This window comes from Marinobacter sp. Arc7-DN-1, assembly GCF_003441595.1.
Taxonomy (GTDB): Bacteria; Pseudomonadota; Gammaproteobacteria; order Pseudomonadales; family Oleiphilaceae; genus Marinobacter; species Marinobacter metalliresistant.
Genome location: NZ_CP031848.1, coordinates 1692142 through 1710624 on the forward strand (window position 1 = coordinate 1692142; position 18483 = coordinate 1710624).

The following is an 18483-nucleotide window of genomic DNA, read 5'->3' on the forward strand; positions in this document are numbered from 1 at the left end:
GCCATCCGGCAACCGAACGCTGGCGGCGGGGGTACCATCTTTCAGCAGCGTAAAGACGACTGATCAGGCATTGACGGACGGGAGCCCGGACAGGGCCATGGCCAGTTCCTGCTCGTCGTATTCGTGGTCACTCAGGTCGCCGGCGAAATAGGAGGTATAGGCCGCCATATCGAAGTGACCGTGGCCACAGAGGTTGAACAGAATCACCTCTTCCTTGCCTTCTCGCTTGCAGCGCAGGGCTTCGTCGATGGCGCCCTTGACTGCGTGGTTGGCTTCCGGGGCGGGCACGATGCCCTCGTTACGGGCAAACAGCACGCCAGCCTCGAAGCATTCACGTTGCGTGTAGGCCACCGCATCAAACAGGCCCAGTTCCTTGGCGTGGGACACCATCGGCGCCATGCCATGATAACGCAGGCCACCGGCATGGAAGCCCGGCGGCGTAAACCCAGAACCCAGCGTGTGCATCTTGGTCAGCGGCGTCATCTGGGCAGTATCGCCGTAATCATAGGCGTACCTGCCGCGGGTGAGGGTCGGACAGGCCGAGGGCTCCACCGCAACGATCCGGGATTTTTCACCACCCCGTAGCGCATGGCCCATAAACGGGAAGGCAATGCCGGCAAAGTTGGAACCACCACCGGTGCAGCCCACGATGACATCCGGCCAGCAGTCCGCCATTTCCATCTGCTGCATGGCTTCCAGACCAATGATGCTCTGGTGCAATAACACATGGTTCAGTACCGAGCCCAGGGCGTACTTGGTGTTCGGATCCTGCACCGCCAGTTCCACCGCCTCTGAAATGGCAATCCCCAGACTGCCGGTGTGGTCCGGGTTGTCCGCCAGCACCTTGCGCCCGAATTCGGTCAGCTCCGAGGGCGAGGCCACACACCTGGCACCGTAGGTTTCCATCACCGCCCGGCGATAGGGTTTCTGGTTGTAGGAGACCCGCACCTGAAACACGGTAACGTCAATATCAAACAGCGAACCCGCGAAGGACAGGGATGTGCCCCACTGACCCGCGCCGGTTTCCGTGGTGAGGGTACGAATGCCCGCTTCACGGTTGTAAAAGGCCTGGGGAATGGCGGTATTGGGCTTGTGGCTGCCCGCCGGGCTCACGCCTTCGTATTTGTAGAAAATCTTCGCCGGTGTACCAAGCGCTTTCTCGAGCCGATGAGCCCGGTATAACGGGGCCGGGCGCCAGAGTTTGTAGACGTCACGCACCGGCTCGGGAATCTCGATTTCCCGCTCTGTGGTCACTTCCTGTTCGATCAGCGCCATCGGGAACAGCGGTTCAAGGTCCGACGGTCCTACTGGCTGCTGAGTCCCCGGGTGCAGCACCGCCGGCAGCGGTTCCGGAAAGTCCGCCTGCAGGTTGTACCAGTACTTCGGCATCTGGCTCTCTTGGAGAAGAAACTTGGTTTGCATGATTCTGAATTCCCTGATGTTCGATTTGCTCATTATTGAACGTTGGTTGCGGGCTCAAAGTCTCTGACTAGACCGGCAGCCAGGACGCAAGCATATCCACCAGCCACGGCACCAGCAAGGCGGTGGCAAAAGCCGAGAGCGCCATCGCCAGCCCGGAAAAGGCCCCCATCTGGGAGCTCACCTGAAAGGCCCGGGCGGTTCCGATGCCGTGCGCCGCGACGCCCATGGCAATGCCCTTGGCGGTGTCATCCCGTACCCGGATCCACTCAAACAGCTTGGTGCCTAGCACGGCGCCGGTGATCCCGGTGATCACCACCAGCACGGCGGTCAGCGAGGGAAGCCCGCCTATCTTCTCGGAGATGCCCATAGCCACAGGCGCAGTCGCCGATTTTGGTGCCAGGGACATCTGGATTTCCATGGAGCCGCCAAGCAGCCGGGCCAAACCAATGGAGCTGCCGGCAGCAATCACCACGCCACAGAACAGTGAGATCGTTACCGGCAACCAGAGTTGGCGCAGTCTGGAAAATTGTTGGTACAGGGGAACAGCCAGGGCAACTGTGGCCGGCCCCAGCAGGAAATGAACAAACTGGCCACCTTCAAAGTAGTCATTGTAGGAAGTGCCGGTAGCCAGCAACAGAATGATAAGCATCGCAACCGACGTGACGACCGGATTAGCCAGCGGATTGGAGTTGGTTTTCAGGTATAGCCGGTAGGCCAGGCCATACGCCACCAGGGTAATGGTAAGCCCCAGCAGCGGAGAGGCCGACAGGTAAACCCAGATATCTTTCAGACCCGGCTCATTCATCATGCTCACCTTTCCCGGCGAGGGGCCGGGTAAACCAGCGAGTGGTCACCTGCATGATCAGGGCTGTGGCCACCATGGTGATCACGGTACTCAAAAGCAGAGCCAGAGTGATCGGCACCCACTCGTCGGCGATGCGGCCAAAATGCGCCATCATGCCCACACCAGCAGGCACGAACAGCAGCGAGAGGTGGCTGAGCAACGCGGTAGACGCCTGATCAACTGACTCTGGCGCCTTTCCCCGGATCATCAGGGTTATGAATAGCATCACCATGCCAAGCACCGGCCCGGGAATGGGCAGGCCTAGCAGACGAACCGTGATTTCGCCCACTAACTGATACACCAGAAGGAGGGTAATACCATTCAGAAAAGTCATTTCTTACTCCGCTCAGGTCATCGTCAACCCGCACTGGCGCCGCGTTAAGTACTGAAGGCGTCAATGATCTGAGCATACGCAGGAAGGACCTGCCAGGAAAGCCCCAAATCGGCAGGGGAAGCGCTCCTCCCCCACTTCTCCGGTATGCACGCCAGCTTAATCAGGCAACCTTGAAATGAACCACAGACTGCAGCAGTTCCTGAGAGAGGAGCGAAAGATTCTGGCTTGACTCCGCCGTTTGCCCGGATGCTGTTGCAGCCTGCTCGGCCACGCCCGCAATATTTTCGACATTCAGATTCATTTCATCTGCAACCGTTGTTTGCTGATCGGCAGCACTGGCGATCTGCGTGTTCATGTCGTTGATCACCGCGACCCGTTCAAGTATCGACTCCAGTGAGCGACCGGTTACTTTGGCCAGCTCGACGCTTTCTCCGGTATTTTTCCTGCTTAACTCGATTACCTTGACGGCGTCAGCGGCACCGCATCTCAACTTTTCGATCGTGGCGTCGATCTCTTCGGTGGAACTCTGAGTTCGGGCCGCTAGCGATCGAACCTCATCCGCAACAACTGCAAATCCACGGCCACCTTCTCCCGCCCGGGCCGCTTCAATGGCGGCGTTCAGGGCAAGCAGGTTGGTTTGTTCCGCGATTCCGTTAATCACCTCAAGTACCGTACCGATTTCACTGCTCTGTGACTGCAGCTGAGTCATCACTTGCCCGGCATCTTCCATAGCCTCCGCAAGCACATTAACTTTGGCGACCATTTCCTGAAGCACCCCCCGGCCTTCACCGGCTTCGCTATTGGCCTGATTGGCAGCTTCTGCCGCCGCTACCGTATTGCAGGCCACCTCACGAACGGTAGCGCTGAGTTCACTCATGGCAGAGGCTACCTGTTGGGTTTCAGCCCGCTGCTGAGAAACGCCTGCGGCCGTTTGCTCAGTGACGGCGGACAGCTCTTCCGCAGCCTGGGCCACTTGCTCCGTCGATTGGATCACGTGCTTAACCACTTTCTCAAAACCTGAGACCATGACATTCAGAGATTGGGCCACACCCGCCAGTTCATCTTTTCCACGGATGTTAAACCGTGCAGTCAGATCACCTTCACCAAGCTTGCCTGTTGTTTCCTGAAACTCTTCAATGCTGTCGATCACACCGCGATAGAACGACAGGAACAGGTAAAGCACGACCAGCAGAGCCAGGGCCATGACCGCCAGAGTGATGGTTCTGACCTGTGCAAATCGGCCCTTCCTGGCCGCCATCAACCCATCCAGCACAGGCAGGGTCTGATCAAAGACATCGAACACCTGATTGATGGCCTGAGTGCCTACGCGTACAACATCTCCTGCGGACACGGACAGTGTCTCCGGATCAAGCAGTTGGGTCTGAACCAAATCAGAGAGGTTACGAATACTTCTTTTAGTCTGATCCCCCAACTCCTTAAGTTTGGCACCCAACTCCGGCTTGTAGGAAAATACACGCTCCAGATTGTATTCAAATGCATTGAGTTGCTGGACAATCCTGTCCTGACGAACTGCAAGATCCGCCCATGAACGGCCCTGATGTGTGCCAGCTGCAGCCACACCTGCTCCGATCCCACGGGCCTGCCCCATCGACTCGGTCAAAGAGGGAAACTTATTGACTACAAGATCAATCAGATAGAAGGTATCCACCTCCGGATCCAGGATCAGATTTGAGGCCTCCGCCAGCAACCCCGTGAGCTCAAACAGTTTATCAATCAGGGCAGTATGCGATTCAAAGCTCTGCGCAGCAGTCATCCCGGTGACCGATCCTGAAAGTCGTTGCCAGTCCCGCTGAATCATCTTCACTTTCCCGGCAATTTCCTTTGAGCTGGCATCTGCGCTTGCCAGCCGATCCAGATTTTCCAGGGTCTGATCCACTTCTGCAGCTTTGCTTCTGATATCGTTAAGAAAGTCACGGTTTCCACCATGAAAGCCAGCGGAAAGCCCACGGTGTTGCTGAATGAGGGCCAGAGGCCTGCGGACCAGGTCAATATCCGACAGCCCCTGCCGCTCTTTGTCAACAAAATGGATCTGAGAGGCCATCTCCGCTTGCAGAAGGTAGCCAAGACCGAACAGGGGGATCAGGAAAACGAGTGAGATGAGGAGAAACTTCTGGGGGTACCGCAGGTTATTCAACAGTGCCGTACCGGGTCGCAATAAGACTTTCATGTTGTGGCCTCTCGGGTCGCACCAGCCGCGGAGGCGCACCGTAACCCCAGACCCCGGGCTAGCGAACGGAATCTGTCAGGGTGGCTTGCCCGGTATTGCCGCATGGTGGATGTGTTTTTATTTTTTATTACAATCCAGGGAACAAGGCTTTCATTAAGCCTTGCCCAAAATTGATTCATAAAGAGTAATGCTTATTGAGAGGCTGACCAGTCAAATCTTGCAAAGATGCGTAACCGTCTTTTACAGGTAGGGCACGCCCATAAACCGCCGCCGGTATGGACATGGCACTGGATTCCACAGTGCCTCCGGATGTTTTTGTTTTTACCGCAGCCAACCGGTGAAAAGTAGCACAGACTGTTCACTTGCGGGAGCATTCAACAGCAACCGCTTGTAACCGGGAAACCACGAAAACCAGAGAACTTTCTGGCCGGGAGGATCGTGTCCTGAAGCAGTTATCAGTATACTTGCAACAGATAACTAAAATACCTGGACACTCGTGGAGACACTCAAGGAATGAAACGCCTGGGAACCCTGGATGCCTCTTGGCTGGCAGTAGAATCCGAAGACACCCCGATGCACGTGGGCAATCTGCAGATCTTTTCGCTACCCGAAGGCGCCCCTGAAACCTTTCTTCGGGACATGATCACCCGCATGAAAGAAACCGGCGACGTAGCGCCTCCGTGGTGCTACAAGCTTGCCTGGTCCGGCTTTCTGGGCCGGGTACTGGCACCGGCCTGGAAAACCGATAAGGACATCGACCTGGATTACCATGTCCGCCACTCTGCCCTGCCCCGACCTGGCGGTGAACGTGAACTGGGCATTCTGGTTTCGCGGCTGCACTCCAACCCCCTCGATTTCGCCCGCCCGCTCTGGGAGTGCCATGTCATCGAAGGGCTGGAGAACAACCGCTTTGCCCTGTACACCAAGATGCATCATTCAATGATTGATGGCATCAGTGGTGTTCGCCTGATGCAACGGGTGCTGACCACAGACCCGGACAAAAAGGACATGCCTCCCCCCTGGTCGGTTCGGCCAGAGCGCCGCCGGGGCAGCAAAACCGATTCCGAAGCCAGCGTACCGGCTGCATTTTCACAGGCCATGGATGCCCTGAAGTTGCAGGCCGATATGGCACCACGGCTGTGGCAGGCGGGGAACCGGCTGGTCCATTCGGTCCGCCACCCGGAGGATGGCCTCACCGCGCCTTTCACCGGGCCGGTGTCGAAGATCAATCACCGGGTAACCGGCCAGCGCCGGTTCGCCACCCAGCATTACCAGCTGGAACGCATCAAAGCGCTCTCCCAGGTATCGGGCGGCTCCCTGAACGATATCGTGCTGTACCTCTGCGGGACCGCCCTCCGGCGCTTTCTGCTTGAGCAGGATGAGTTACCCGACACCCCCCTCACGGCCGGTATACCGGTTAATATCCGGCCAGCCGGTGACCAGGGCACAGGCACCCAGATCAGCTTTATAATCGCCTCCCTGGCGACCGACGAACCGGACCCGCTAACGCGACTGCAAAATATCAAGACATCAAGCCGGCGCGCGAAAGAACACCTGCAGAAGCTGCCCAAGAGCGCACTGACCCAGTACACCATGTTGCTGATGTCGCCCTACATTCTCCAATTGATGTCCGGGCTGGGCGGGCGAATGCGCCCGGTGTTCAACGTCACCATCTCCAATGTACCCGGCCCCCAGAGAACGCTCTACTATGAGGGCGCCAGGCTGGAGGCCATGTACCCGGTGTCATTGATTACCCACGGCGGCGCACTGAACATTACCTGCCTGAGTTATGCGGGGTCCCTGAACTTCGGCTATACCGGTTGCCGGGATACCCTGCCAAGCATGCAAAAACTGGCGGTGTATACCGGAGAGGCACTGGATGAGCTGGAAAGTCTGATTTTGCCGCCGCCGTCGAAGCCTGAAGCCGCAACAAAAAAAACGGGAACTGCAGCAAAACCCCGGGCATCGCGAAAGAAGGCCGCACCGAAAGAGTGAAGGTGTCCCCGGCCGGGCCCTGACTCAGCCCGGGCTTTTCCAGTTAGCAGCGCCCACGAAGATCAGCTGAAGGAAGCGGGTAGTCCGCTTCCGGATCTGCTCAATCTGGTAATCATCATCCGGTGAAACACCCAACAGGTCGGTCAGGCTGAAGGCGACGCTTCGCACCACCAGATCAGCGGTCATATCCAGATCCTGGTCGGTAAGGTGATCCACCAGCCTCAACCTGCGCAGGTCGTTGGCCAGCTCGCTGGCGAAGAACCGCATTTCGCTGCGAATGCCCTCCTGCACTGCCCGGCTCTCGCCGGCAAGCCCTTGGGCCATGAACATAAAAAAGCTCCGGTTGGCCTGGGCATGGCTGATGAAGATAGCCACGGATTCTTCAATCAGCTTGTCCGCCTGCAACACATTAGCCCGGGCCTCACGCATCATCCGGCGCAATACCAGCCCCAGCTCATCCACCAGCTGCAAGCCCAGGTCATCCATATTGCGGAAGTGGCGATAGAACGAGGTTGGAACCACCCCGGCCTGCCGCGTTACCTCCCGGATACCCAGACTGGCGAAATGCCGCCCCTTCCCCACCAGTGTTAACGCCGCATTCATCAGTTTCTCGCGGGTTTCACCGGGCTTTCTTCGTTGTTTTTCCGCCATCGCCTGCCCGTAATGACTGCCGTTGATCAATGGCTGACAAGTGTACACATCCCGAAAAATAAAAGTACAGAAAGCGTGTCATTTTGCGCCAATGCCCAGGCACCCATTGCCTCCCTCCACAACCCTGTGTACATTCGTACACATTAGTGTACAAGTGTGCACATCGGAACAGAATATTTACGGGAGACAAGCACCATGTTAGCCAAACAGACCCAGAGCCGAACGCTGCACTGGCTTGGCAGGCAGCTATTTAACCGGGATGACCCGGCTGCATTTTTCGACCCGCTGCTTGAGTCCATCAATCCGATGTGGATACAAGAGTACACACCGGCACGGGTGGAACAGATCATCCAGGAAACCCCGGACACCAAAACCCTGGTACTGCAGCCGTCCCGAAGATGGTCCGGATTCAGGGCCGGTCAGCATGTGAACATCTGTGTTGATGTGGGTGGCATTCGCCGTAATCGCAGCTTCAGTCTCTCCAGCTCCCCGATTCTCTGGCAGGAACAGGGGCGGGCAACCCTGACCATCAAGCGCCTGCCGGGCGGACGGGTGACCAACTGGATACACGATGACCTCCAGACCGGCACGGTGATCGGAATGGGCGAGGCCTTTGGTGACTTTCAGATTCCCGAACCGGCTCGACCGGTGCTGTTCATCGCGGGAGGCAGCGGGATCACGCCGGTGCTGAGCCAGCTTGAAACCATGGCCGCCACCAATTACCGGGCGCCGGTGACGCTGCTGTATTTTGTGCGCATAGAGGACGACGTAATCGCCCGGGAAAAACTTCAGGCCCTGGCAGCACGCTACGGCGCGCTGACCCTGCACATCATCACAACCCACGAGACAGACACACCCCGCTACCTGTGCGACGCGGATCTTGGCTCAATACCCGGGATCAATGCACGGCAGGTTTACCTTTGCGGCCCGAAAGGGCTGATGGACCTGGCCCGGGAGCTACTCCACCAGCGTGGCATTGCCGACACAGACATCCACAGCACGTTCTTTTCGGTGCCACAGGCCGATCCGGGTAACGAGCCACTGGGAGGGCAGGTCCGGTTTTCCGAAAGCAAACTGGGGGTTGGCTCCGAGGGCGATGCCACCCTGCTGGAAATAGCCGAGGCGGCCGGCCTGTCACCCCGCTACGGCTGCCGGATGGGCATTTGCCACCAATGCAGCTGCCGCAAAACCGCCGGCACCGTAATCAATCGTCTGACCGGTCAGGCCTCCGGTCACGGCGAAGAAAACGTCCAGCTTTGCATTTCGGTGCCCAAGGGTCCGGTTTCCATCGACATTTAATGACCAACACCCGATTTCATCGCGGAGCCTTGAAGCTCCGCAAGGAGTAACACCATGAAACACATGACCGAAGCACAGCTCTCGGAACTCGAACAGGATCTCAACGTCATCCGGGAGGAGGTGATTGCCGATCTCGGCGAGCGGGACGCCCAACACATCCGTCGTATGGTGCGCCTCCACCGGATGCTGGAAGTCGGAGGCCGGGTGATGATGCCCCTCGGCTTCATCCCACCGGTCTTCGTTGCAGCAACCGCAACTCTTGGGGCTGCCAAGATTCTGGAAAATATGGAGATTGGCCACAATGTGATGCATGGCCAGTACGACTGGATGAACGACCCGAGCCTGCACTCCCAGACTTACGAATGGGACACCGTCTGTACCGGTGATTCCTGGCGCCGCACCCACAACTATGAGCACCACACCTACACCAACATCATCGGCAAGGACCGGGACTACGGGTACGCGGTTCTGCGCCTGAGCAATGATGAGCCCTGGAAGCCCTGGCATGCCCTGCAGTTCATCAACTACGTTCTGCTCAGCGTGTTTTTCCAGTGGGGTGTGGGCCTGCACGAACTCGAAACCGAGAAGCTTCGGCGCAGGGAGATCAGCTGGCGCGAGAAGCTGCCGTTCCTGAAAGAATTCGCCCGCAAAGGTGGCCGGCAGGCGTTCAAGGACTATGTGTTCTTTCCGTTGGTCACCTTCCCGGTGGCCCCCATTGTTCTGGCCGGAAACGTTGGCGCCAACCTGATACGCAATCTCTGGTCATCAACGGTCATTTTCTGCGGCCACTTTACCCGGGACGCCGAGACCTTCAGCGAGGAGGAATGCGAAGGCGAGAGCAAGGGTCACTGGTACCTTCGCCAGCTAACCGGCTCCTCAAACTTTACCGGGGGCCGCTGGCTGCATATTTTGAGCGGGCATCTGAGTTACCAGGTGGAACACCATGTGTTTCCCAACCTGCCGGCACACCGTTACCCGGAGATTTCCGGGAAAGTACAGGCGGTCTGCCAGAAGCATGGCATTCACTACAACACCGGGAGTTTCGCCCGGCAGTACGGTACCGTATTGAAGCGGATCCTCCGGCACTCCCTGCCCGAACGTCTTGGAGGAGGGGCCGCCACTACGGCATAACGGGCTCGCAGGTTCCGGAATGCAGGTTGCCGGGCGAATGGACCGTCACCCGGTTCCGGCCAGCCTGCTTGGAGGCATAGAGAGCCTCGTCCGCCGCCGCAATCAGCTCGCACGGGTCCACGGAAGTGCCACCGGGCGCCATCGCCACGCCAAGACTGACAGTCACCGCAACCGGGCGCCCTTCCCATTCAAATTGAAGATTACGCTCAACCGTTGCGCGAACCTTCTCCGCGAGCGCCCTGGCTCCGGTGGCATCAGTGTAAGGCAGGATAATGGCAAACTCTTCTCCGCCATAGCGCGCGACTATATCCGTCCCACGCCGGACAACCATCGTCAAGGTGTCAGCGAGCCGCTGCAGGCACGCATCCCCGGCCTGATGCCCCAGACTATCGTTAAAGGATTTGAAATGATCCACATCGACCATGATCAGGGCCATAGGACCCTGACGCCGGCAACGGGCAGCTTCTTCCGCCAAGCGGGCATCAAAATAGCGACGATTGAATACGCCTGTTAATCCATCCGTTGAGCTCAGGGCTTCCAGTTGCCTGTTGGCGGACTCCAGCTCCGAGGTTCGCTCGGCAACCCGGGATTCCAGCTTTTCGTTCATTTCCTGCTGGATTTGCTGGGTCTTGAGCGACATATGCCTCAGGCGGTCAGCCAGGGCAATGGACAGCAGAATGACTTCGAAAGCCGAGCCGATCTGGATGCCGAACTCGGTGAGAAAGTTGGCTGGCACCAGGGCAAACGTCTTCAGAGTGTACAGAAGCATCCCGGACAACAAGGCGGTCCAGGCCACCATGAAATAGCGGGCCGGCCGGAACCTGCGATACAGGCAAAGCCCACCTGCCAGGATAACGAATCCAACCGACACGGCTGCCATAAAGGTGTTTACCCGGATTACCGGGCCATAGTCCGGCCAGAACAGTGCCCCCGCCCCGGCGAGAACAAAGAACACCATCAGCGAAAGGAACACTTTTTCAAGCCGGGGTGCGTTCTCCCTGAGAGCCAGGAACGAACGGGAGAATCCGAGAACACAGAACATGCCGGTAGCAATCAGGAACGCCACCGCACGATTGTTCCACCAGGGCGATTCCGGCCAGAGATGCTCAAAGGCGAGCCCATTCAGGGTGAACTGGAGCAAGCCATAGGACAGGATATAGGACACGTACCACAGGTAGTTGGTATCCCTGAACGACACGAAGATCAGAAAATTGAAGATCGCCATGGAAACGAGAAGCCCGTAATAGAGTCCCAGCAGGAACCGCTCCTGGTGATCCGCCGAACTGAAGTCATCCGAGTTCCACAGCAGGGTACGCATCTGCACAGCCCCGGAGGTCCTGACACGGAAAAACAGGTCAACACTCTGCCCCGTCGGCAGCTTCAGGAAAAAATTGATATTGTGGTGGTCCTTGGGGCGCTGCCGAAAGGGGATCGCGTCTCCCGCTATCTGACGACCAACGCTCCCGTCCGCCCTGACAAAGAAAACTTCCATTTCATCAATGATCGGATACAGGCCTTCAATCACCCAGCGATCATTTGGGCTGGAACTGTTGATAACCCGGGTGTGGAACCAGTAGGTCGAATCGGTAAAGCCGAAGTTATAAGCTTCATCCGGAATGCCAACGGATGCAATTTGCGGCCAGCGCCGGACGATCTGGGAGATATTCAGGCTGGAAGAAGGATCTTCATAGTAGGTTAAATGGCGGGATATATCGAGCCTTCCGCTGTCCTCATCCAGCACAACGGGAAAACTGTCCGGTGTTCCGGTTGCGGACGCGCCTGCCGAACACAGCGCCAGCAACACCAGCAAGGCAATATGAATCAAACCGGCCCCGACAACGATTGTTGTTATTTATGAATCCGGTTCCATGTTATCGGACCCGCGGGCTCACCAGCGGTTTAAAATGGATTTGATTCGTAAGTTTCTGTATCGCCCCGTCAGGCGATCTGGAGCAGTCTCAGTAACTGAGGCCTGTGCTGCTCCTGGATAATATCGGCCAGGGTGTATTTATCGAGCACCTCCAGGAAGGCGTTCAACGCTTCTCCGAACATCGATTTCAAGCCACACACCGGGGTGATCCTGCAAGCATTTTTCGACGAAAAACACTCCACAATACTCAGATCCTGCTCGGTTTCGCGTACCAGGATACCGACATTGATGTCGGACGGCGCCATGTGCAGACGCATACCACCCTTCTTGCCGCGAACGGTTTCGATGTAGCCTTTCTTGTTGAGCTGATGAACCACCTTCATAAGATGGTTCTTGGAGATATCATAGCTGTCGGCAATCTCCTGGATGGTTGCCAGTTGATCACCCTGCACTGCGAGATAAATCAGTACGCGAAGTGAGTAATCCGTGTAACGGGTGATGTGCATTCAATACTCCAGTCGTTAATAGGGTCAATAAGACGGCCGGGTCACCAGGTAACAGGCGGTGCCACTAAGAAACACGCCTGAAATCGCCAAAGTCATTGCCGATGCCCCGAAAAGAGCCAGCATCCCCCAGCTCAGCGCCATCATGCCGCAGGCCAGCACCTTTGCCCGCCCGGGGACAGCCCGTCGTGTGCGCCACTGATCAATAGCAGGACCAAACCTGGGATGGTCTTCAAGCCATTGCGCAAAAGCCGGCGACCCCTTGCTGGCAAAAAAGGCCGCCAACAAGACAAACGGCGTCGTCGGTAACAACGGCAAAATCACACCCGCCGCAGCCAGCGTTACCGATATATACGCAAGAATACGAAATCCGGTTTTCCCAAAACGACCGCCCATCACAGGGTTCTCACCAAGGCTCATAACTGCATCTATTCTACCGGTATTCAGTGAACAGGTCTGCCCAAACGGCTGAGAAATACCAGCCTGGCAACGTAAGCGACCTTGATACCCACCGCAAAAAGCAGGGTTCCAACGTGCGCAAGAATCTGGATGGCCATGGGAAAGTAGTGCGCCATCGGATAGGCCACCACTATTGTCAGCACCAGTCCCAGCAATGACCAGGCCATCGCACTGTTCGCCCTGAATAGCAGATTTTCCATTTGAAATCTCCTGAACACACCTTTAACATGTATTTTATAAACTCCTTTTATGGAAATTTCAACCCGGGTCAACCTTATTTTATAGGCACTAACCAAAAATTCAGACGGAAAAGCATGACCGAACCAAAAAACATTTATTTATTTTGCATCTAAAGGAGAAAATCAATGTCCCCACAAACCTGGCTTGAAAAAGCCTCAGAGGAAGAACTGATCGAACACATCCTCAACCGCTATCACGACACCCACCGGGATCAGTTGCCCGAAATGATTCGGTTGGCCCAGAGAGTCGAGCGGGTGCACGGTAGTCATCCTGAATGCCCTTCTGGCCTCAGTGCCCACCTTGAGACGATGCGGGCAGAACTCGAAACCCATATGGCCAAGGAGGAGCAGATTCTGTTTCCGATGATTGCGCGCGGAATATCCGGCATGGCCCGGGGCCCTATCTCGGTGATGCGCGCTGAGCATGAGGACCACAGTACCGCGCTTGCCCGGCTTGACGCACTCACCAACCATTTGGATCTGCCAGAGGATGCCTGCAATACCTGGCGGAAGCTCTATGAACAGATCGCCACTTTCCGGGAAGACCTGAATGCACATATCGCCCTGGAAAACAGCGTGCTGTTTGCCCGGATAGACGGCCGGACGGCTTAGCATCCCGCCTGGGCAGTTCAATTACCTCCCGTGGGGTATCGGATTCGTTGATCCAATCTGCAATACTTGGTCTATACTCAGATCAAAAAACAGGCGGTAACAGGATCAACCCGATGCCCCAGAGCAAGCTCACAGACCGTTTCGGCCGCACTGTCAACTACGTGCGGCTCTCCGTTACTGATCGCTGTGACTTCCGCTGTGTCTACTGCATGGCCGAGGATATGACTTTCCTTCCCCGCCAGCAGGTTCTGACTCTGGAGGAGATTGCCCGGGTTGCCCGCAATTTCGTCGATCTGGGCACCGAGAAAATCCGCCTGACCGGTGGCGAGCCTCTGGTACGCAAGGACATCCTGGAGCTGGTCAGGGAAATCGGCACCTATGGGCTGCGTGACTTTGCCATGACCACCAACGGCAGCCAGCTGCCCACCATGGCCCTGCCCCTGCGCAAAGCCGGAATGCACCGGCTGAACATCAGCCTCGATTCCCTGGACGCCGAAAAATTCCGCAACATCACCCGCACCGGCAATCTCGGCCAGGTGCTGGATGGCATCGATGCCGCCCGCGAGGCCGGCTTCCGGGGCATCAAACTCAATACCGTGGTCATGAAGGGGCGCAATGATGAGGAAGTCCCCGAGCTGATTGAATTCGCCCGAAAGAAGCAGGTGGATATCAGTTTCATTGAGGAAATGCCCCTGGGCGAGATTTCCGAGCATGACCGGGGCTTGGCCCTGTGTACCAGCAAGGAAGTGCGGGACATCATCCGTCAGCACTACGAACTGGTGCCCGCCACTGAGGATTCCGGCGGCCCCGCCCGTTACTACCGAATGCCGGGCAGCCCCACGAAGGTGGGTTTTATCTCGCCTCACTCTCATAATTTCTGCTCGACCTGCAACCGGGTACGGGTCACCGTCGAGGGCCGGCTCCTGCTCTGCCTCGGCAATGAGCACTCCGTGGACCTTCGCCGCGTTCTGCGTGGCAACCCGGTGACCGACGACAAGCTCCGCCAGACCATTATTAACGCCATGGACCTGAAGCCGGAGCGGCATCACTTCTCCACCAATGGGGATGTTCAGATTCTTCGGTTCATGAATATGACCGGGGGTTGAGCAGCCAGCATAAAGAAGGGGTCAGATGAAGGCTTTCATCTGACCCCGGGTTCACATATCCTTCATGTCACTCATCTTCCCTGTCGAAGCGCCATCTATAAGGTGATCCAGGGTGATTTCGCTGTATTTCAGAACCTGGCCGCCATATTCCCTCATGAACTCATGGGCAGAGCTTTCGGTAGCGAATGAGGCCAGTGTTGGGCCCATGGCACCGGTTCGATCGGAGCCGGCTACGTAGAATGCGGCCCTGGCGTCGATCAGGGCGGTGTCGTCCGGGCTTTGCCAGCCAGTCTGGGCCATATCGTGGACGTAGAGGGTGTGGTCGCGGTTGATGTTTTCCGGCTGTAGCATCCAGGCGAACATGTCCCTGGTGGAGCAGAACTTGCGGACGTGCTGGTCTTTTTCGGTGATAGCCTGGCCTTTGGGGCCGGGGAAGCCCTCGATGATCATGCCACAGACATGGCATTCGTCGCCGCTTTCAAACTGCACCGGGGCAGGCTTGGCAGTGGTCTGTTCTTCGCTGCCTGAGCAGGCAGCCAGTGTAAAAACCGCCAGGGCGGCGAGAAGCCAGTTCAGTTTGATTCGGTTCATCAGGGGCACCTCCGTTCAGATACGACGATTCCGGAACAGCAACAGGGCGCCCGCCAGCGGGATGGCAAACCACAGCACCAGGCCGATCCAGAGGCCGGAAGCACCGATGGGCAGGTCGGCGCCCAGGCTGAGGACACCACTGAGCTGCGCTGCGCCATCGAAGGCCACAATGTTGAGAAGACGGTAGATGTCCGTGGGGTTCAGCATCAGCAGCCAGGGCAGCAGCTCGGCGCTGAACTTGCCCTCGCTCGCCACCAGGGTGCCGAGCAACATCAGATCGAAAATCAGCACGAAGAAGAACCAGATGGCCAGGGCCAGGCCAGCGGCGATGGACTTTTCACTGACCCGGACGCTGATCACGTAGGCAAGTGCAATGAAGCCCCAGCCCAGCAGGACGGTGGAGGCGATAAAACGGGCCATTGCGATGGCCAGACTGGCAATGGCCACGTCCTCCACCAGCAGGGCGATAGCCACACCGGCAACGCCAAAGCCGATCAGGGTGGCCAGGGCCAGGGTCAGGCCGTGGCCCAGGAACTTGCCCAGCAACAGCTGGCTGCGGCTGAGGGGGTAGGTCATCAGTAACAGCAGGGTGCCGCCCTCTTCTTCCCCAACGATGGCGTCGTAAGCCAGTAGCAGCGCAATCAGGGGAATCAGGAAGATCCCGAGGCTGGCAAGACTGGCAATGGTGGCTGGCGTGGAGGCATAGCCCACGTGGCCGGAAGCGGCGGCGCCGAACCAGGCGATGCCCAGGGCCAGGGTGGCAAAGACCAGGGAAATGGCCATCAGCCAGCGGTTTCGCAGGCTGTCGCTGAGTTCCTTACGGGCAATGGTCCAGACGCTGTTCATTGGTTGCCTCCACGGTGGGCCAGGCCACCAGAGCCGATGAAATGCACGTAAATATCTTCCAGGCTGGGTTGATGGATGCTGATATCCGCCACCTCGCCCGAGGCCATGACCGCTTTCAGCAAGGCCATCTTCTCCCTCGGTTGAACATCCACCTGCAGGCGTCCGTTATCGGTCTTGATCATCAGGCCACTGTTGCTGGAAGCGCTGTCGATGACCTGCTCCAGCGCAGAAATACTGTTGGCGGGATCCAGCGACAGGGTCACAGGCATATTTGCCTGCCGCCTCAGCGCCGCCAGATTTCCGGCCGCTTGCAAGGAACCTTCCGTGAGAATGGCAGCGCGGTCGATGTAAGGCTCGACCCCGGGCAGAACATGGGAACACAGCACAATACCCGTACCCTCATCCCGCAGCACCCGGAGCAGCCGGTACAGGTCTGCCGTGGCCACCGGATCCAGACCCACGGTAGGCTCGTCCAGCATCAGCAGCTTCGGCTTGCCCAACAACGCCTGGGCCAACCCTAAACGCTGGCGCATGCCCTTGGAGTAGGTCTTGGTCCGGGCATCCATGGCATCGCCGAGACCCACCTGTTTGAGCAGCTCAGGCACCTGCCGCTGTGAGGCTCCCTTCAGCCGCGCGAAATGGCTCAGAATCTCCCGACCGGTCAACTGCGGGTAGAACATCACATTCTCTGGCAGGTAACCGATGTGCTGGGTGACCTGAGGATCACCGGCGTGACCGCCGAGCACCGACAACCTGCCCTGAGTTGGCTGCATCAGCCCAAGAATGAGCTTGATGGACGTGGTCTTACCGGCCCCGTTATGGCCAAACAGCCCCAGGATTTCACCCGGCTCCAGTGTCAGGTCTATGCCCTTCAGCACCGGACTCTTGTCGTACCGGTAACTCACATTCTCAAGACGAAAACAGCTCATCGGATCTCCGGTTTCAGATCGGCAGGAGGTCGCATCAGCGGAAAAGAGTCGGCAACCCCGGCATCTTTCACCACCGGGAAGGCATCCTGCACCCAGCGCAGGGTATCCACCGCCGGGCTGAACATCAGGATCTTTGCCTCCGGATACTTCCACAGCAGCCGGTCGACATTGTCATTGGGCTCATAGGCCACATCCCCGATCCCATCCTGATTGCGATCCCAGCCCAGGTAGTCACTCCAGTAATTGCCCTTACCGTCCCTCGACCACTCCTGAGTGCGAGTGGCCACATACTTCACCTGCCGCTGGTTATTCACAAAAGCATTCCCGAACACCTCGTTATCCTCGGAACCGGCGGTCAGATGAATCCCGATGTTGCTGTCCGCAAACAGATTGCCCGCAAAGGTGTTGTACAAGGAGTTATAGATAAACACCGCCTTGCCCTCGGCGCCATCAATCACCACACCACCGGTCCGGCCCTCGGAAACCCCGGTCACCACATTCCCCCGCAGCTCCGACTGGGTAATGAAGTTCATCAGAATCCCGTAGTTCTCATCATTCACCGACCGGTTATTGATCACCCTCAGCCGTTTGCTCTGCATCAGCGCGTAACCGGTCCGCGTGCCACGGGTGACATTGTTCTCCAGCAGGTTATTCATCGAATACATGTAGTGAATGCCATAACGCAGATCCGACATCTCATTGCCCCGGATCGTATTGTTATTCGCCGTCTCAATATAGATCGCATCCCGGGTCTGACGGATGTCGTTCCCCTCAATCAGCGCCCCGGTGGTATTGAACAAGTGAACCCCGTTGCCCCGGTCATTCGGACGCATGCTGGCATCGCCACGAATTGTATTGTTGCGAACCGTCACATCCGGCGTGGCATCCAGCCACACCCCAAACGCCGGCCCCTGCAGACGGTTATTCTCAACCACCGCCCCCCGGGCCTCCCGAGCCACAAAAATCCCCGCATCCAGCTCGTTCAGATCCCGGCCCCAGTTGCGCACCGAACAACCGGACAACGTCACCTCCCCGGCGACAATATCCACAGCATTGCCCTGCCCGCCCCCGTCAATCACCGTGTCGGAATGGCAAGACACCGTCACCCCGGGCACCCGAATAGCCAGAGAGGAAACATGCTCAGGAGGAAGCTCAAAGGTTGCGCCCGGTTCCAGGGCATCAAGCTGTTCTTGCAGGCCCGCGCTCGCGGTCAGCGATAAAAGAGCGACTGTCAGGGCCACTCCATAACGCAAAATTTGGTACATCAATGTCTCTCTGAGAGATGAAATTTCTTTGGGCCTTGCCAGAACTCTGGCAATCCGAGAGGAGGCTGCTTTCCAAAACTGTGCGGAGCCATGGATGGCGGAGCCCAAGCGTCACAGGGACGTGCCGAAGGAGCGTGTTTTGGAAAGCAGCCTCCTCTTGGATTGCTTCTCCCAAGTGGAAGGGAAAGCCGGAACCTCA

Annotated in this window: 18 protein-coding genes; 5 read left to right on the forward strand and 13 right to left on the reverse strand. The window is 57.6% G+C overall.

Annotated features, from left to right (window positions below; translation table 11 throughout):
* Nucleotides 1-63 precede the first annotated feature (63 nt).
* From D0851_RS08015 to D0851_RS08030, 4 genes are all read right to left on the reverse strand, one after another.
* Nucleotides 64-1422 carry a TrpB-like pyridoxal phosphate-dependent enzyme gene (locus tag D0851_RS08015; protein WP_117618165.1) on the reverse strand — a complete coding sequence of 453 codons (1359 nt, stop codon included), beginning with the start codon at nucleotides 1420-1422 and terminating at the stop codon, nucleotides 64-66.
* A gap of 67 nt (nucleotides 1423-1489) precedes the next feature.
* Complete coding sequence (locus D0851_RS08020) at nucleotides 1490-2227, reverse strand: LrgB family protein (RefSeq protein ID WP_117618166.1); 738 nt, start codon at nucleotides 2225-2227, stop codon at nucleotides 1490-1492.
* The gene (locus D0851_RS08025) at nucleotides 2220-2600 is read right to left on the reverse strand and encodes a CidA/LrgA family protein (protein WP_117618167.1); all 381 of its coding nucleotides are present in this window, start codon (nucleotides 2598-2600) and stop codon (nucleotides 2220-2222) included. Before D0851_RS08025 ends, D0851_RS08020 begins: the two co-directional genes overlap by 8 nt.
* Before the next feature lie 160 nt (nucleotides 2601-2760).
* A complete protein-coding gene (locus tag D0851_RS08030; RefSeq protein ID WP_117618168.1) occupies nucleotides 2761-4788 on the reverse strand; it encodes a methyl-accepting chemotaxis protein in 2028 nt (675 codons plus the stop codon).
* Between the two features lie 513 nt (nucleotides 4789-5301).
* Here D0851_RS08030 and D0851_RS08035 point away from each other — a divergent pair.
* Entirely contained in the window at nucleotides 5302-6783 is a 1482-nt protein-coding gene (locus D0851_RS08035; protein WP_117618169.1) for a WS/DGAT/MGAT family O-acyltransferase, read from the forward strand.
* Nucleotides 6784-6807: 24 nt separating this feature from the next.
* Here the strand turns inward: D0851_RS08035 and D0851_RS08040 are convergent, their stop codons facing one another.
* Nucleotides 6808-7434 (reverse strand): TetR family transcriptional regulator, encoded by a 627-nt coding sequence (locus D0851_RS08040; RefSeq protein ID WP_117618170.1) that lies wholly within the window; start codon nucleotides 7432-7434, stop codon nucleotides 6808-6810.
* Between the two features lie 195 nt (nucleotides 7435-7629).
* Between D0851_RS08040 and D0851_RS08045 the strand changes: the two genes are divergently transcribed.
* Both D0851_RS08045 and D0851_RS08050 read left to right on the forward strand, forming a co-directional pair.
* On the forward strand, nucleotides 7630-8733 hold the full coding sequence (locus D0851_RS08045) for a ferredoxin reductase (RefSeq protein ID WP_117618171.1): 1104 nt from the start codon (nucleotides 7630-7632) through the stop codon (nucleotides 8731-8733).
* A 54-nt stretch (nucleotides 8734-8787) separates the two neighbouring features.
* The gene (locus tag D0851_RS08050) at nucleotides 8788-9864 is read left to right on the forward strand and encodes a fatty acid desaturase family protein (RefSeq protein ID WP_117618172.1); all 1077 of its coding nucleotides are present in this window, start codon (nucleotides 8788-8790) and stop codon (nucleotides 9862-9864) included.
* Here D0851_RS08050 and D0851_RS08055 read toward each other — a convergent pair.
* The 4 genes from D0851_RS08055 to D0851_RS08070 form a co-directional block, all read right to left on the reverse strand.
* A complete protein-coding gene (locus tag D0851_RS08055) occupies nucleotides 9854-11689 on the reverse strand; it encodes a diguanylate cyclase (RefSeq protein WP_117618173.1) in 1836 nt (611 codons plus the stop codon). The two genes, D0851_RS08050 and D0851_RS08055, sit on opposite strands and share 11 nt — an antisense overlap.
* 113 nt (nucleotides 11690-11802) lie before the next feature.
* Nucleotides 11803-12240, reverse strand: coding sequence for an RrF2 family transcriptional regulator (locus D0851_RS08060; protein WP_117618174.1), 438 nt, complete (start codon nucleotides 12238-12240; stop codon nucleotides 11803-11805).
* Between the two features lie 24 nt (nucleotides 12241-12264).
* Nucleotides 12265-12657: a YbaN family protein gene (locus D0851_RS08065; protein WP_117618175.1), complete on the reverse strand. Its 393-nt coding sequence runs from the start codon at nucleotides 12655-12657 to the stop codon at nucleotides 12265-12267.
* Nucleotides 12658-12680: 23 nt separating this feature from the next.
* A complete protein-coding gene (locus D0851_RS08070) occupies nucleotides 12681-12896 on the reverse strand; it encodes a hypothetical protein (RefSeq protein WP_117618176.1) in 216 nt (71 codons plus the stop codon).
* Nucleotides 12897-13061: 165 nt separating this feature from the next.
* Between D0851_RS08070 and D0851_RS08075 the strand changes: the two genes are divergently transcribed.
* Together D0851_RS08075 and moaA are read left to right on the forward strand one after the other, a co-directional pair.
* Nucleotides 13062-13547, forward strand: coding sequence for a hemerythrin domain-containing protein (locus D0851_RS08075; protein ID WP_117618177.1), 486 nt, complete (start codon nucleotides 13062-13064; stop codon nucleotides 13545-13547).
* A 113-nt stretch (nucleotides 13548-13660) separates the two neighbouring features.
* On the forward strand, nucleotides 13661-14653 hold the full coding sequence (moaA, locus tag D0851_RS08080; RefSeq protein ID WP_117618178.1) for a GTP 3',8-cyclase MoaA: 993 nt from the start codon (nucleotides 13661-13663) through the stop codon (nucleotides 14651-14653).
* Between the two features lie 51 nt (nucleotides 14654-14704).
* On the opposite strand, the gene D0851_RS08085 is transcribed toward moaA, so the two are convergent.
* From D0851_RS08085 to D0851_RS08100, 4 genes are read right to left on the reverse strand one after another with little or no spacing between them, the layout of a single operon-like run.
* Nucleotides 14705-15244 carry a nitrous oxide reductase accessory protein NosL gene (locus tag D0851_RS08085; RefSeq protein ID WP_117618179.1) on the reverse strand — a complete coding sequence of 180 codons (540 nt, stop codon included), beginning with the start codon at nucleotides 15242-15244 and terminating at the stop codon, nucleotides 14705-14707.
* A gap of 15 nt (nucleotides 15245-15259) precedes the next feature.
* The gene (locus tag D0851_RS08090) at nucleotides 15260-16090 is read right to left on the reverse strand and encodes an ABC transporter permease (RefSeq protein WP_117618180.1); all 831 of its coding nucleotides are present in this window, start codon (nucleotides 16088-16090) and stop codon (nucleotides 15260-15262) included.
* Nucleotides 16087-17019 (reverse strand): ATP-binding cassette domain-containing protein, encoded by a 933-nt coding sequence (locus tag D0851_RS08095; RefSeq protein ID WP_117618181.1) that lies wholly within the window; start codon nucleotides 17017-17019, stop codon nucleotides 16087-16089. The genes D0851_RS08090 and D0851_RS08095 overlap by 4 nt, the downstream gene beginning before the upstream one ends.
* Nucleotides 17016-18284, reverse strand: coding sequence for a nitrous oxide reductase family maturation protein NosD (locus D0851_RS08100; RefSeq protein WP_117618182.1), 1269 nt, complete (start codon nucleotides 18282-18284; stop codon nucleotides 17016-17018). Before D0851_RS08100 ends, D0851_RS08095 begins: the two co-directional genes overlap by 4 nt.
* Nucleotides 18285-18483: the final 199 nt, after the last annotated feature.